Origin of the sequence: 'Nostoc azollae' 0708 (assembly GCF_000196515.1) — a bacterium.
GTDB lineage: Bacteria > Cyanobacteriota > Cyanobacteriia > Cyanobacteriales > Nostocaceae > Trichormus_B > Trichormus_B azollae.
Genome location: NC_014248.1, coordinates 2,707,768 through 2,723,645 on the forward strand (window position 1 = coordinate 2,707,768; position 15,878 = coordinate 2,723,645).

Annotated in this window: 13 protein-coding genes and 1 pseudogene; 9 read left to right on the top strand and 5 right to left on the bottom strand. The window is 40.5% G+C overall.

All coding sequences use genetic code 11. The features are described 5' to 3' along the window. Positions 1-98: 98 nt before the first annotated feature. A pseudogene (locus AAZO_RS12445) lies at positions 99-458 on the bottom strand (STAS domain-containing protein); the annotation flags it as partial. 374 nt (positions 459-832) lie between these two features. Further along, positions 833-1,879 carry an oxygen-dependent coproporphyrinogen oxidase gene (gene hemF / locus AAZO_RS12450; RefSeq protein ID WP_013191522.1) on the bottom strand — a complete coding sequence of 349 codons (1,047 nt, stop codon included), beginning with the start codon at positions 1,877-1,879 and terminating at the stop codon, positions 833-835. Between the two features lie 375 nt (positions 1,880-2,254). Here hemF and AAZO_RS12455 point away from each other — a divergent pair, with 375 nt between their 5' ends. The 8 genes from AAZO_RS12455 to AAZO_RS12490 all read left to right on the top strand — a co-directional run bounded on the left by AAZO_RS12455 (position 2,255) and on the right by AAZO_RS12490 (position 11,838). Further along, positions 2,255-2,779 (top strand): hypothetical protein, encoded by a 525-nt coding sequence (locus tag AAZO_RS12455; RefSeq protein WP_013191523.1) that lies wholly within the window; start codon positions 2,255-2,257, stop codon positions 2,777-2,779. Positions 2,780-2,912: 133 nt separating this feature from the next. After that, positions 2,913-3,983: an Mrp/NBP35 family ATP-binding protein gene (locus tag AAZO_RS12460; protein ID WP_013191524.1), complete on the top strand. Its 1,071-nt coding sequence runs from the start codon at positions 2,913-2,915 to the stop codon at positions 3,981-3,983. A 99-nt stretch (positions 3,984-4,082) separates the two neighbouring features. Further along, entirely contained in the window at positions 4,083-5,396 is a 1,314-nt protein-coding gene (gene rodA / locus AAZO_RS12465; protein ID WP_013191525.1) for a rod shape-determining protein RodA, read from the top strand. A gap of 96 nt (positions 5,397-5,492) precedes the next feature. Next, entirely contained in the window at positions 5,493-5,687 is a 195-nt protein-coding gene (locus AAZO_RS12470; protein ID WP_013191526.1) for an NAD(P)H dehydrogenase subunit NdhS, read from the top strand. 94 nt (positions 5,688-5,781) lie between these two features. Beyond that, on the top strand, positions 5,782-6,438 hold the full coding sequence (locus AAZO_RS12475) for an HAS-barrel domain-containing protein (RefSeq protein WP_013191527.1): 657 nt from the start codon (positions 5,782-5,784) through the stop codon (positions 6,436-6,438). A gap of 256 nt (positions 6,439-6,694) precedes the next feature. Beyond that, the gene (locus AAZO_RS12480; RefSeq protein WP_041643053.1) at positions 6,695-8,860 is read left to right on the top strand and encodes a cation:proton antiporter domain-containing protein; all 2,166 of its coding nucleotides are present in this window, start codon (positions 6,695-6,697) and stop codon (positions 8,858-8,860) included. 570 nt (positions 8,861-9,430) lie between these two features. Next, the gene (locus AAZO_RS12485) at positions 9,431-10,366 is read left to right on the top strand and encodes a UDP-glucuronic acid decarboxylase family protein (RefSeq protein WP_013191529.1); all 936 of its coding nucleotides are present in this window, start codon (positions 9,431-9,433) and stop codon (positions 10,364-10,366) included. Between the two features lie 80 nt (positions 10,367-10,446). After that, positions 10,447-11,838 carry a UDP-glucose dehydrogenase family protein gene (locus tag AAZO_RS12490; RefSeq protein WP_013191530.1) on the top strand — a complete coding sequence of 464 codons (1,392 nt, stop codon included), beginning with the start codon at positions 10,447-10,449 and terminating at the stop codon, positions 11,836-11,838. 293 nt (positions 11,839-12,131) lie between these two features. Here AAZO_RS12490 and AAZO_RS12495 read toward each other — a convergent pair whose 3' ends face one another. After that, entirely contained in the window at positions 12,132-12,458 is a 327-nt protein-coding gene (locus tag AAZO_RS12495; RefSeq protein ID WP_013191531.1) for a rhodanese-like domain-containing protein, read from the bottom strand. A gap of 192 nt (positions 12,459-12,650) precedes the next feature. Here AAZO_RS12495 and mutL point away from each other — a divergent pair, with 192 nt between their 5' ends. After that, positions 12,651-14,345: a DNA mismatch repair endonuclease MutL gene (gene mutL, locus AAZO_RS12500; RefSeq protein ID WP_041643059.1), complete on the top strand. Its 1,695-nt coding sequence runs from the start codon at positions 12,651-12,653 to the stop codon at positions 14,343-14,345. 85 nt (positions 14,346-14,430) lie between these two features. Here mutL and AAZO_RS12505 read toward each other — a convergent pair whose 3' ends face one another. Next, complete coding sequence (locus AAZO_RS12505; RefSeq protein ID WP_013191533.1) at positions 14,431-14,904, bottom strand: ArsC/Spx/MgsR family protein; 474 nt, start codon at positions 14,902-14,904, stop codon at positions 14,431-14,433. 186 nt (positions 14,905-15,090) lie between these two features. Next, on the bottom strand, positions 15,091-15,702 hold the full coding sequence (locus AAZO_RS12510) for a cysteine dioxygenase family protein (RefSeq protein ID WP_013191534.1): 612 nt from the start codon (positions 15,700-15,702) through the stop codon (positions 15,091-15,093). Positions 15,703-15,878 lie beyond the last annotated feature (176 nt).

Here is a 15,878-nt window from a genome sequence, read left to right on the forward strand (position 1 = left end):
GTTCGCTGTTCCCTGTCACCTGTTACTTATCACCTATCACCTGCCATAGTCTCTGGAGTATTTTGGGGAAGTTGGTCGAAACTATTATTTTCTTTATTAACTGAATTGGGGAAGATTGTTGTTAATGCTTCTTCTTCAGTTTCAAAGATTTCAAATACCGTATCCATCATTGTCACTTCAAACACAAGTTTGGCATCTGGATGGATATTGCAAATGCGGAAACTACCCTTAGCTTTATCTGCATCACGCATTCCAGCAACCAAAGAGGTGAGACCAGAACTATCAATAAAATCTACTTCTCCCAAGTTCACAACTACATGACGACTCAATTTAGAAATAGACTCTTGTAACTTCAGACGAAATTGCCAAGCAGTGGTGATGTCTAGACGATCTGTTGGTTTCAAGACAATCACAGTCTTCCCGTCTTGAGTTGTATGGGTTTTTTGGTCTATATTCACTGTATTCTCCGTGATATTGCCCTGAAGATGAATCAGTGAGCTAAAAAACTTGCTATTCTAGCAATCTTTAAATTTCACCATTACTGGTATTTTTTTCATCCATAATTCTGAGGAAGTTAATTCACTCACGAGTTACAAGATGTTCTTGGTCTGACGCTGAAAATGAGCAAGCTATAGCTACAGTTGCAAAAATTTTGCTAAATGTTTGTATTTTAGTAGTTTAACTCACTAAAACAGTGCTGATTATCTAGATTCTGAGTCCTGAGTAAAGAAGAGGACAAAATAATGACGGATATGCAAACTTTCCACCACAAAAGTCCTAATCTACTTCCTCTAAATAAATGTGTGGAATTTTACTGAGCCTCAAATACTTGTTACTGTTGATTTATTTTCCAGTTTATCCAATCTTGAGGCTTAAGAAAAGTTTCATACAATTCAGCTTCAGGAGTATTTGGTTCTGGTTTGTAACCATATTCCCAACGCACTAAAGGTGGTAGGGACATGAGGATTGATTCTGTACGGCCATTTGTTTGCAGTCCAAAAATTGTACCCCGGTCATAAACCAAGTTAAATTCTACATACCTGCCCCTACGGTATAGTTGAAAATTACGTTCGTGATCGCCATATTCTATCCCATGTCGCCGTTTGACAATGGGAACATAAGCTGGTAGTAAAGCTCTGCCACAATCTTGCACCAAAGCAAACAACTCTTCCCAAGTGCGTGGTGCGATTGTTCCTACCTGGTTACTATAATCAGCCGCTTCCCCATTGGGATCTGGACCCCTATATATACTGCCTTGACCATCTTGATAATCCAAAAATAGACCACCAATACCTCTAGTTTCATCCCGGTGCTTGAGATAAAAATATTCATCACACCACCGTTTGAACACGGGATAATACTCCGAGTGATGTTGATCGCAAGCTTGTTTCAGAGTTTGATGGAAATGGGCTGCATCCTCAGCAAAGGGGTAATAAGGTGTCAAATCAGCACCACCACCGAACCACCAAACTGGACCTGCTTCAAAATAGCGGTAATTCAAGTGAACCGTAGGCACATAAGGATTACGAGGGTGTAACACCAGAGAAGTACCTGTTGCATAAAAACCGTGTCCCTTTGCTTCTGGGCGTTGCGCTAAAATGGACGGGGGTAGATTAGAACCCCACACCTCAGAAAAATTTACACCCGCTTGTTCAAAAATTGCGCCATCACGCAGTATACGCGATCGCCCCCCACCCCCTTCTGGACGCTGCCAACTATCTTCTTGAAACTTACCAACACCATCCAGTGCTTTCAAAGCCTGAGTAATTTCATCTTGCAGTTGCTGCATAAACTGACTGACTCTAGCTTGAGCGTCAGGAGCCGGAAGAAAATTGGATGATTCTACTGCTAAAGTGGGGGTTTGCGAGTTGCTCAACATAGATTTCCGAACCTAAAATTACAATTTCCAGAAAGCTACAAATTTTCATTTTAAAAATTTGTTGACAATCAGAACCCAAAATCTGGATCGATTTCCCGAAATCGATTTCCCGAAACTGATTTTTCTTAGCGGTCAAAACCGATTGATTATCTTGACTAGAGTTTATTGTCCCTCAAATGCGTATAGGCTTGTATATTCATTAAGTTTCTTTGCAATTATTGTGGAAACAATTCTGTTATGAATACCAGAACCTAGAGAATTAGTCTACAAAGCAGCCGATTTTCTGTATGGTATCTGTGGTGAGTAAAGAAGTCTATTACAATTTTCCCAGATGCCAGAGTAACCAGACAGATTGTAGCCAGGAGGATTAGGACAGTGCAAGGTTGGTTTTCCAAATTCATCAACCACAAACGTCGTCGGTTTTGCGCCTCTCTAGTGCGGACGTATCGAGAAATCAGTTCTGCCTCTGTAGATGAACTGTGGCAAAAAGTAGTGGATTTAAGAGATGTTTCCTGGCATCCACTACTTAAAAGTACCAATGTACCATTAGGATTAGTACCCAAACCCGGATTGATTTTCCAAGCAGTAACACGCTTTTGGCCAATTCCCATCCAGATTTTTGTGGAAAAGGTAAATCCCAAAGAAATGCTGAGTATCCGTGTACTAGCAATTCCAGGCATTGAAGAGCGGGTCATTTACCAGGTGGAGTCAACGGTGTGTGGTAGTTATTTATCTTATTCTGTAACTTTACGTGGTTGGTTATCACCCCTAATTTGGTCATTATCTCGTCCCTATGCAGATCGGGTAGCACGTTCCCTCATTGAAGCCGTAGAAAAGTCAGCATTGCCCACAGTATCAGGAAAGAAAAAATCTTTGGATAATAGTTGTTTTGATTTTTAGTCTGAGGGAAAATTGAATAACCCAATACCCAATGACCAATAACTAATAACTAATGTCCTAAGAAAGTTAAGATGCAAGTAGGTGAAAATGAAAATTTTTTAAGGTTTATTAAGGCGGCAACGGTATACACGCTATGTATCAAGTCCTAGATTCCCAGTCAGTTCTAGAAGTATTGCGACCAGTCGAAGATCCAGAGCTTCGCAAAAGTCTGGTAGAACTGAACATGATTCGCAATGTAAAAATTGACGGTGGCAAGGTCAGCTTTACTTTGGTGTTGACGACTCCTGCCTGTCCTTTACGGGAATTTATTGTTGAAGATTGTAAAAAAGCTGTTAACAAACTGCCAGGTGTGACAGATATCAGTGTAGACGTAACAGCACAAACACCCCAGCAAAAAAGCTTACCTGACCGCACAGGCGTTGATGGTGTAAAAAATATTATTGCTGTTTCCAGCGGCAAAGGTGGCGTTGGTAAAAGTACAGTAGCGGTAAATGTCGCTGTAGCTCTAGCACAAACAGGAGCAAAAGTAGGTTTGCTAGATGCTGATATTTACGGGCCTAATGACCCTACAATGCTGGGTTTAGCTGATGCTCAAATTACTGTTCGCTGCACAGATACAGGGGACATTCTCGAACCAGCATTTAATCATGGCGTTAAATTAGTCTCAATGGGCTTTTTGATTGACCGAGATCAGCCAGTTATTTGGCGCGGTCCCATGCTGAATGGCGTAATTCGTCAGTTTTTGTATCAGGTGCAATGGGGAGAAATTGATTATTTAATTGTCGATATGCCACCAGGAACTGGAGATGCTCAGTTAACTTTAACCCAGGCTGTGCCAATGGCAGGGGCGGTGATTGTCACCACACCCCAAACTGTAGCCCTGTTGGATTCGCGCAAAGGTTTGCGGATGTTCCAGCAGCTAAATGTTCCAGTATTGGGAATTGTGGAAAATATGAGCTATTTTATTCCTCCAGATCAACCAGATAACCAATATGACATTTTTGGTTCCGGTGGAGGTTCAAAAACTGCCGCAGAATTAGGGGTATCACTATTAGGATGTGTACCTCTAGAAATTTCCACCAGAATGGGAGGTGATAGTGGTGTGCCAATAGTGGTTGGAGATCCAGATTCAGCTTCTGCCAAAGCCCTCACAGCGATCGCTCTCGCTATTGCGGGTAAAGTATCAGTCGCTGCACTAACATAAGGATTGGGCATTGGGCATGGGGAAGATAGGGAAGTAATTTTCCTATCTTCCCCATCCTCCCCATCCTCCCCATTTAATGCTCAAGTTCCTCTTCCCACAATGTTCTTAAAATCTTCACTCCCCAAAATCCGCTGGCAATATTGGGTTAAGCCGTGGCAGCAGGTAGATTGGATTTTATTTTGTCTGCCTGTTGCAGTCAGTATGTTTGGCGGTCTAATGATTCTGAGTACAGAACTCAAGCAACCAGTAACTGACTGGTGGTGGCACTGGCTGGTAGCTATCATCGGCTCAATTATAGCCCTGTTATTAGCTCGTTATCACTACGAAAACCTCATGAGGTTTCACTGGATAACTTACGCCCTCACTAACTTCAGTTTGATGATTGTGATGATCGCTGGTACCAGTGCTAAAGGCGCACAGCGATGGATTAGTATTTTTGGCTTTAACGTCCAACCCTCGGAATTTGCCAAAATAGCTATGATCATCACCTTGGCAGCTTTGTTACATAGGCGAACTGCTTCTACCTTAGAGAGCGTGTTCCGGGTCTTAGCTATTACTGCTATACCTTGGGGATTAATATTTTTACAACCAGATTTGGCAACATCGCTGGTATTTGGGGCGATACTCTTAGGAATGCTTTACTGGGCAAATGCTAATCCTGGCTGGTTGATTCTGTTGATTTCCCCTGTGATGTCAGCCATTTTGTTTAGTATTCCTTGGCCTTTGTCAGAGCCAATAAAGTTGCTTAAAGAACTATCTTTTAGTCCCTTGGGTTTAGCTTGGGCTAGTGCGATGGGGATTGTGGGGTGGCAAACTCTACCTTGGAGGCGATTTTATATTGGTGCGCTCGCCTCTTCGGCGCTGAATATGCTAGGTGGTGAATTAGGGGTTTTCGCCTGGAATCATGTATTAAAAGAATATCAAAAAGATAGGTTGAGTGTATTTATTAATCCTGAACATGATCCTCTCGGTGCTGGTTATCACCTGATTCAATCTCGCATTGCAATTGGTGCTGGTGGAATTTGGGGATGGGGTTTATTTAAAGGTCCGATGACTCAATTAAATTTTGTACCTGAGCAGCATACAGATTTTATTTTCTCTGCTGTTGGTGAAGAATTCGGTTTTGTCGGTTGTTTAATAGTTTTATTTTGTTTCTGTTTGATTTGCTTCCGTCTACTGCACGTAGCTCAAACTGCCAAAGATAATTTTGGTTCGCTCCTGGCTATTGGTGTTCTATCCATGATTGTGTTTCAACTGATTGTCAACGTGGGAATGACCGTTGGTTTAGCACCTGTAGCAGGTATACCATTACCTTGGATGAGTTATGGTCGTTCAGCTATGCTGACCAACTTTATCGCTCTGGGAATAGTAGAATCTGTAGCCAATTTTCGGCAACGCCAGAAATATTATTAAGGGGTGTAAGGGTGTAGGAGAAAATCCAATCCCCCCATGCCCAATGCCCACTAACAAACATTAAGCTATTAACAGGAACTAAACGAGGGTAAACACATGATTCTGCCTGGAGCAACTGTTCGGGTCAAAAATCCCGCAGACACATATTATCGGTATGAAGGACTTGTTCAACGGGTAAGTGATGGCAAGGTAGCTGTACTATTTGAAGGTGGTAATTGGGATAAGATTATTACTTTCCGCTTGCCAGAATTAGAAGTCGTAGAAACCACAGCCAAGAAAAAAGGCAAATAATAATTTAGTCAGTGGTCAGTTATCATTAGTCAGTAGTTGATATAAAACAACCGATAACTGATAACTGATAACTGATCACTGTTAACTGATTGCTATGCGTCTACCTTTACCACAGTTTTCTACAGGCTATCGCCATCCTCACCACATTGGGGAGGTGATTGAAACCACAACTACGGAATTTTTGGCACAGTGTTTAGAACCAGATGATTTGAGTTTTCCACCCATGCCACCTTTTGGTAGTTGGGTTTGTGCTGTGGATGAAGAATCTGGTAATCAAGTTTATGCTGTAGTATATTATGCTACAACTATGCCTATAGATTCTGTACACCGGGCTAGGGCCTTGGGGTTGTCTTTGCAAACTTTGCGAGAAGAACAACCTCAAATCTTTGCTATGCTCAGAACTGAATTTCGGGCAGCAATTGTGGGATTTGAGCAGCAATCACAAAATCTAAGTTATAACCAAGAGGTGTATCAGTATCTCCCGGCCCGTCCACCCCAGATACATCAGGCTGTTTATCATTGTGAACCAGAAGCAATTATCAAGTTCACTGAAAAACTAGATTTTTTGCGGACTCTGCTTTTGATTAACGGTGCGCCAGTAGAATCTTTGGCCGCATCTGCAATTCGTGAAGTTTACCAGTTACGCAACGCTGACCGAGAATGGCTGATCAAAGCTGGAAGAAATCTCAGTGTGTTGCTAAAAGATGATTATGACCGTCTACGGTTTATTTTGAGTCAAATCCATCCTTAGTTGTCAATGATAAGGGTGTAGGGTGTAGGGTGTAAGTTTCTAATATATATGCCTCATTTCGAACCGATTTTCAAGATTCCGTTTAGGGTATAGGTAATAGCAATAGGTAGTAAATAATAACTAATACAGCAGATTGCAGATCAACGAGGTACAGAATCTAAATTGAAACCTAGACAGCAAGAGAGTTTTACTCCTGACTCCTGACTCCTGACTCCTGCTATAACTGATAACTGATAACTGATAACTGTTTTACATGATGCAACTTGAGTCACAAGTTCTCAATTTAGATCCAACCTCCCAAGTTCTTGGCCAGGAACCCATTATTCTCTTTGGTATTTTACTATTAGTGATCTTAGTTGTACCTATCCTGTTTGAGAGGCTAAGATTACCAGCTTTAGTGGGTTTGGTTTGTTCTGGAATTGTGCTTGGTCCATCTGGTTGGCACTTATTCAAGCCGGAATCATTAATGATGAGATTGCTATCAGATCTTGGGTTATTTTACTTGATGTTTATAGCCGGATTGGAATTTAAGTTCCAATTTTTTCGTCAACAAAAAGGCTGTTCTTTAGTTTTTGGTAGCTTGACTTTTACTCTACCCTTGATATTGGGAACATTAGGAGGAAGGTTTTTCGGCTTGGGTTGGTATGGTTCTATCTTAATTGGCTGTTTGTTGGCCTCCCATTCTCTTTTGGCATATCCGATTATCAGCCGTTTGGGAGTACTTAATAACAAGGCGATCGCTATGACGATGGGAGCCACAGTTTTTTCTGATATCGGCTCACTATTAATATTATCTGTATGTCTCTCTATTGTTGATCATGGGGCATTTAACCTGAATCAAATTATCAGGATATTCGGCTCAGTAATTATCTATTTTATGCTGGTTTTGGTAGGTTTTAATTGGGCAGTTAAGGAATTTTTACGCCGTTCTGGAGATGATGAGGGAAACAAGTTTTTATGTGTGTTCTTGTCTGTGTTTATGTCCGTTGTCATTGCTCAATTGATGGGATTAGACACAATTGTTGGTTTCTTTGTAGCAGGTTTGGCGGTAAATGAGGCTGTAGGTGAAGGAGCAGTTAAAGAAAAATTGATATTTATAGGTAGTGTATTATTTATTCCCATTTTCTTTATGTATTTAGGCTTAAAAATTGATTTACCTGTCTTGTTTAAGGGCTATAACACAATCAAGTTATTATTAATCATTTTTGTGGTTTTAATTGCCAGCAAATTTATGGCTTCTGTGTTGGCAAAACTGTTGTATCGCTATAAATGGCAAGAAATTCTAACAATTTGGTCACTATCTATTCCCCTGGTAGAGACGACATTAGCGGTAGTATTAGCTGGATATCAGTCTAGGTTACTGTCCCCAGAAGTATTAAATAGTGTGATTGTTTTAGTGCTGATAACAGCAACTTTGGGACCTTGGCTGACAAGGTTGGTGGCTGGGGATGGTGTTGGTTTGACTGGTTCAATAGCACCGGAAACATCACCAATTAAATCGCCTTACCAGGAATCAGAGTCAGGAAATCCTAACTTAACGATAGTTGTACCTGTATATAATCCCCAGACTCAAAAACATTTAATTGAGATGGCGGCATTATTAGCTAATCAGTCCCAAGGAAAAATCTTACCATTAGCGATCGCTCATGCTACTTCACAAATGGATACACCCCAGTTAGAAGTTGCCTGGCAACGCAGTGAAAAGTTATTGGCTAAAGCCATAGCACAAAGTCAATTATTAGGAGCAAAGGCTGAACCATTACTTAGAATTGATGATGCTTTTGCTCCAGGAATCTGTAGGGCTGCTCGTGAACAAAAGGCGAATTTGATTATCATGGGTTGGGGTAAACGTACTGGTTTGAGAGCGCGTTTATTAGGCAATGTGATTGATAATGTGCTTTGGGCTTCCCATTGTCCAGTGGCGGTAGCGCGTTTGGTAGAATCACCGAAAAGAATTCAGCGCATTCTTGTGCCAATAGAAAACATAGTCACCCCAACACTAACGGCAGTACAATTTGCTCAGACTTTGGCAGATGCCAATCAAGCCCAAGTGACTGTATTGAATGTTTGTGTGAATGAAGCTAACCGCAGACAACGGCGCACCGGCGCGATTCAAGTTGCTGCTAGGCGATCGCAACTCTCTCAATTAGTCTCTAAATTAACTCTGGCAAATCCACCAGAAGTTCAAGTCATTACTCATGAAGATGTTGCTCAAGCAATTTTGCAAGCAGCAAGATTATATGATTTAGTGGTATTACCTTTAACGCGTAATCGTACTACTCCTGGCGGATTGGCCATGAGCGATATCACCAACGAATTAGCTAGGCAACTCACTTGCTCCATTATCATTTTCGGAGAACCACAACAAAATCAGAAACTAGTTTTTTCCAAAAGAATCCCTAATCAGACTATCACCGTGTAAAAATACAGGTAACATTCAGCTAATGCCTAACGGCAGGCTAAGGGTTAACGTTCACCTAGTATGTCGTAAACATAGTTCCTCTAAAAGAGGGACAGCCATCAGCAGTCAGCTTTTTCAGCCTAACGCCAAAAATACTTATTTGATAATTAACTAATTTCTCAAACATTCTGACTCCTGTACGGGTGTTGGCGTAGCGTGCTGGAAGTATCAGTACTCGGGTGAGCAATTATCAGTTTTTGCCAAAAGCTATTGTCTGAATGCTTCGCTCCTAGGACTCCTGAATTCTTATAAATACAGTTTCTAAAAAATTGATCTTTTTTTAAAGATTTGATGAACTGTAACTGAAAATTTACCAATTATTTAGAAGATATTTATTAAGTTTACCGGGTATTTGTAGGAAAATCACTTAACCCATAAATATAGCAGTCCCCAGAAAAGTTGGGACATATACTGATGATGAAACACATTGTTTAGTGATTTTCGTTCATAATCTATTTTTGTAGCAAACTGGTTAATCTGACAGTAAAGGACTATACCCGTTGGCTATATCTGTAAAATAACTCGGAAACTATGAGAATTTTGGTAACTGGCGGTGCTGGGTTCATTGGTTCCCATCTAATCGACCGACTAATGGCTGATGGTCATGAAGTTATATGCTTGGATAACTTCTATACAGGTCATAAACGTAATATCCTCAAATGGTTTGATCATCCTTACTTTGAGATGATACGTCATGATATCACTGAGCCAATTCGCTTAGAAGTGGATCAAATCTATCATTTGGCTTGCCCTGCGTCTCCGGTACATTATCAGTACAACCCCATTAAAACCGTTAAAACTAACGTGATGGGAACACTGAATATGTTGGGATTAGCCAAACGACTGAAAGCTCGGTTTTTGTTAGCTTCCACCAGTGAAGTCTATGGTGATCCAGAAGTCCATCCCCAAACAGAAGATTATCGTGGTAGTGTCAATCCCATTGGTATCCGTTCTTGCTATGACGAAGGCAAAAGAATAGCGGAAACTTTAGCCTTTGACTACTACCGAGAAAATAAAGTCGATATTCGGGTGGCGAGAATTTTTAATACCTATGGACCAAGAATGTTAGAAAACGATGGTCGGGTAGTCAGTAACTTTATAGTTCAAGCTTTACGGGGTAATCCTTTAACTGTGTATGGTGAAGGTCAACAAACTCGTAGTTTTTGTTATGTCTCTGACCTAGTTAGCGGCCTGATCAAGTTAATGAATGGTGACTACATTGGCCCTGTCAATTTGGGTAATCCGGATGAATACACCATTTTAGAACTGGCACAGGCAGTACAAAACATGGTGAACCCAGATGCAGAAATTAAGTTTGAACTGCTACCTTCTGATGATCCCCGTCGTCGTCGTCCTGATATTACCAGGGCAAAAACCTGGTTAAATTGGCAACCTACCATTCCGCTGCTAGAGGGGTTAAAACTGACAATAGAAGATTTCCGTCAACGTATCGACAGTAACAATTAGTTAGTTAGTGGTCATCAGTCATTTGTGAATTAGTGACTCATGACCAATGACCAATGACAAAAAACGAGGAGTTTAATAAAATGCGTGTTTGCGTAATTGGGACTGGTTATGTAGGTTTGGTTACAGGCGCTTGTTTAGCTTATATCGGTCATGATGTTATTTGCATAGATAACAACGAAGAAAAAGTAAAATTAATGAAGTCTGGCCAGTCGCCAATTTTCGAGCCGGGACTCTCCGAAATTATGCAGTCTGCCATTAATAGTCGAAATATTCAATTCTCCTCAGATTTACCTGCGGGAGTGGCGCACGGAGAAATTCTGTTTATTGCTGTCGGAACTCCTCCTTTGCCTAATGGTGAAAGTGATACCCGGTATGTAGAAGCTGTAGCTCGTGGTATTGGGGCAAATCTCAATGGTGGTTATAAGGTAATTGTCAATAAATCTACTGTACCTATCGGTTCTGGTGACTGGGTGCGAATGATTGTTTTAGATGGTATTGCTGAACGCCAAAAAACATTGATACCAATTAGTGGATCATCCTGTGAAGAAAAACTACCTGAGATTTCTGCTCAGTTTGATGTTGTTAGCAATCCAGAGTTTTTACGGGAAGGTTCGGCTGTTTACGATACTTTTAATCCTGATCGGATTGTCTTGGGAGGTAATAGTCTGCAAGCGATTGGGATGATGAAGGATCTCTATGCGCCCATTGTGGAACGCAAGTTTGCGGCTGATCAGTCTTTACCTCCTGTACCAGTTTTGGTGACTGACTTGAGTTCAGCGGAGATGATCAAATACGCTGCTAATGCTTTTTTGGCGACTAAAATTAGTTTTATTAATGAAGTTGCAAATATTTGTGATCGCGTCGGTGCTGATGTCACTCAAGTAGCAAAAGGTATTGGTCTAGATTCCCGGATTGGTAACAAATTCTTACAAGCTGGTATTGGTTGGGGTGGTTCTTGTTTCCCCAAAGATGTTTCTGCACTGATTCATACTGCTGATGATTATGGCTATGAAGCCCAACTCATGAAAGCTGCTGTGAGTGTGAATGAACGTCAACGTTTAATTGCTCTGGAAAAACTCCAACAAGCTCTGAAAATCCTCAAAGGTAAAACTGTGGGATTACTGGGTTTGACTTTCAAACCCGATACAGATGATTTGCGCGATGCACCAGCACTGAACTTGATTGAGCAACTGAACCGACTCGGTGCGAAAGTCAAAGCTTACGACCCGATTATTTCTCAAACAGGTATGCGTCATGGTCTTTCGGGAGTGTTAGTAGAAACTGATGCTGAAAGATTAGCTGATAGCTGTGATGCATTAGTACTTGTGACCGAATGGCAACAATTCAGCACTTTAGATTATGGGAAAATGGCAAGGTTGATGAACCACGCTGTCATGATTGACGGTCGTAACTTCTTAGACCCTGAAGCGATGGTAAGGGACGGGTTCCAATATGTAGGTGTGGGAAGGTGAACAACTCGTTTTATAGCAGCTGATAGGGGACAGATGAAAAAGGTGTGGGGAACCCCATAATTAAAATGTTTTATCATCTGTTGATGTCATAACCACTTTGGCAGTTACTATAACTTGAAGAAAGGATGGATTCCCGACTTTTTAAAGAAGCCGGGAATCGTGTTGTTTATGAGTGATCTAAGATAAATATATCTGGTGAGTATATTTCTCCTGTCGTGACGGATTGAGAAGTCGAACAACAGTGAGAAGTTGGTCTGCAATCTGGTGTTAGTTGATAACTAAATGCTTACAACTTAGATACCTTCTGTAGCGCCACCGACTGTTTTCCAAGCGTTAAGACCACCTTGGATTTCCGATACATGACTAAAGCCAGCATCTCGTAACTTTCGAGCTGCATGGGCTGTATGTGTATCATGTTCGCCATAAACATAGATATGCCGTTCTTTATGTAGAGCAGATTTAGCACGGTCAGCTAAGTCATCCAAGGGGATGGAGATTGCCCCACTGATGTGGCCGTGATTATAGGTATGGCGATCGCGTACATCAATAATTGTAAAAGCGGGTTGCCCCCATTCCAGACGCGATTTCAAATCATGAACATCAGCAACTAAATTACTCATAAGCTTTTTTTGCTTATAACCTCACCAGCAATTTATCAAATAAATTGCTTTAATTCGGCTTTCTTTACAATTAATCAAAAATCATGTTGTGATATGAATCACAAAGAGTCAAAAGTTAGAACTCAGAAGTCAAAATGATGTAGGCTAATGTCAAGTTTTAACTTTTAATTATTAATTTTTAATTCCATTATGGTGGCATCTACTATTAAAGCTTTACCGACAGAAGTTGTATATCTCATTACGGCTGGAGAGGTAATTGATTCTTTAGCTTCTGTGGTGCGGGAATTGGTGGAAAATTCTCTTGATGCTGGTGCAACGCGAATTGTGGTTTATATAAATCCCCAACAGTGGGGAGTGCGTGTAGCAGATAATGGTTGGGGAATGAACTTTGATGATCTGCAACAAGCTGCAACAGCACACAGCACCAGTAAAATTCACTCTCCTGCTGATTTGTGGAACATTACTAGTTTAGGCTTTCGCGGTGAAGCATTACATAGTTTAACAACTTTGGCCGATTTAGAAATTCTTAGTCGTCCTGTGGGGGGAACTGAAGGATGGCAGTTTGTTTATGGTGATGGTGGAAAAGTTGTAAATAGGAAAGTAACTGCGATCGCTCCCGGTACAGTAGTTACAGTTAATAATTTATTTGCTAATTGTCTGCCACGTCGTCAAGGTTTACCCACACCGACACAGCAAATCAAAGCTGTACAAAATGTAGTTCAACAGATTGCTTTGTGTCATCCCCAGGTTACTTACCAGGTTTGGCAGAATTACCGAGAATGGTTCACTATTTATTCTGGATTGAGTGTGGAAAAAATTATTCCACAAATTTTGCCCCAAGTGCGACAAAGTGATTTAAAAGAGGTACAATTAAAAGTACCCAATTCCCAATCCCCAGTTCCCAGTAGAGACGTTGCTTGCAGCGTCTCTACTCCCCTATCTACATTAGTGATAGGTTTACCGGATAGGTGCCATCGTAACCGTCCTGACTGGGTGAAAGTAGCGATTAATGGCAGAATTATCAAATCGCCGGAATTAGAACAAACAATTTTCTCAGCATTTCATAGAACATTACCACGCGATCGCTATCCCGTGTGTTTTTTGCATCTTACAGTTTCTCCCGACCAAATCAACTGGAATCGTCACCCCGCCAAAACCGAAATATATCTTAATGGCTTGAGTTATTGGCAAGAACAAATAACTCAAGCCATTAACCAAGCCTTACTTATTTCTGAAGCCAATATCAAAGAATCAGTCTACACAACCAGAGTTAGTAAATTACTGCAAGTAGCAGAAGCAAAAGGCAGTTATAACTTTAATTATAAAAGTACAGATAGCAACACTAAAAATTTATTACAAGCTGTCGCCCAAGTTAGTAATACTTATATTGTAGCTGAACATTCAGGGGGAATGTGGTTAGTAGAACAACACATAGCCCATGAGCGAGTTTTGTATGAGCAATTATGTGATAATTGGCAAATTGTACCGATTGAAAGTCCAATCATTCTTTATCAATTATCTTCAGCCCAAGTCACTCAATTGCAAAGTCTAGGTTTAGATATTGAACCATTTGGAGAAAAACTTTGGGCAGTACGCAATATTCCCGCAATGTTGCAACACCGAGAAGATAGCTGCGAAGCACTTTTAGAATTAAGTTGGGGAGGAGACTTACAAACAGCCCAGGTTGCTGTTGCTTGTCGAACTGCTATTCGTAATGGTACACCAATGAACTTACCAGAAATGCAGCAATTATTAAATGATTGGCAACGCACACGCAACCCCCGCACCTGTCCACATGGTAGACCGATTTATTTATCCTTAGAAGAATCAGCTTTATCTCGTTTTTTCCGTCGCCATTGGGTGATTGGGAAAAGTCATGGAATTTAAATAATTAAAAATTAAAAATTAAGGGAAAAAGTTCTTTCCCCTTTTCCCCTTAAGCGATAACTATTGAGGTCTAATGTTGTTCTTTTCAGTGATGTTTACAACTACCATCACCATGATGATGGTGTTCGTGATTTTTTCCATGAGCGCAGCCTTGAAGGTCTAGCTGCATTAGGTTTTCACTCATTTCTTTAAAAGAGTCATCAACAGCTTTTAAGCCTATCCATGCGTCAATTTTCTCGACATCAAAGCCTATTTCCCGTCTTTCTCCTACTTCTAGCAAAGGACGACGAATTAATAGGGGATCCCTGAGCATCATGACTAAAGCCGTATCAGCGTCCATGTTCTCAGGGTTCACCTCTCCAGATTTTATCCGAGGTGCGGCTTTGTTGAACCATTCGAGGACGGGGCGATCACCAAAAAATGACCGCAATCTTTCTACAGTCCAAGGTTCTGTTAATAAGCTATATGCAATAACTTCATGGCCGGCCGCTGTGAGTAATACTTTTTGTCTGGTATTGTTTTTACAGCCTGGTTTTTCATAGAAAATTACTCTGGCCATTGCTATTTCTCCTATAGAGTTATAGTTCAATTTCTGGATAGGAAATAATTAACCGTAGATAAACACAGATAAACGCAGATGAAAGATTATGGGTTTGATTAATAGGTAAATATGCTGGATATTTTTACCTATTAATTCCTATGTATTGATCACAATAATCAGTTATTTCTGTTTTTGCTACTACATTTAAAATTTCTTGGCAATATTGTTAATTACATCAAATTCAAATCTTTCTTTCGGGTCAGTTTCTCCATAAATATTAAATGTAACTGTTGGTTCTTCCCCAACAGCTTGAACATGATGTATTGTTTCAGGGGCAAAACTGATTAAGTCTCCGGGATTTAAATCAATTTCTCCTACTTTTTCAAGTTTCTCTGGAAGTTCTAGTGTGGAATTACGTTGCCAGAGTGTGTTCTTTTCCTGACCTTTTAATATGGCAACTATTCCCCATGTTCCATGATTATGAATAGTAGAAGTCGTCCCTGGTGCAAATGAGACTGTTTGCACTGTTAAGGGAAATCCTAATTCATCATATAACAATAACACCGAGATTCCTGATCTTGGATCAGGTTGTAAAAATTGACTTTGCACCCAATAGGAATTAATAATTAATCGTCTAACTAACATTCTCAGTTCAGGAAGATGAGTTGATTGATCCTCAACATCTTTGAGAACATCTTCTACTTCTGTGAGAAACCGATATAGACGATAATTATCACGTAATAAATCCCATTCTCTTGCTGATTTACAGACTTGATGCTGTCCATTTTCAGCAACAAACCAATCCTTACCTTGCATACTTTTTAAAGTACCGACTGTGAATAAACAGGTAAGAAAAGCATAGGAGGAGATTTTCGAGGCATTTTAGTTATAGGAGTCATAGGAGATTCAGGAGCAGGAGGTAAGAGAATATTATTAGTAGAAAGTGAGAAGGATTGATAAGAAGTTGGGTTGATAGAAAACCAATTGTTCAT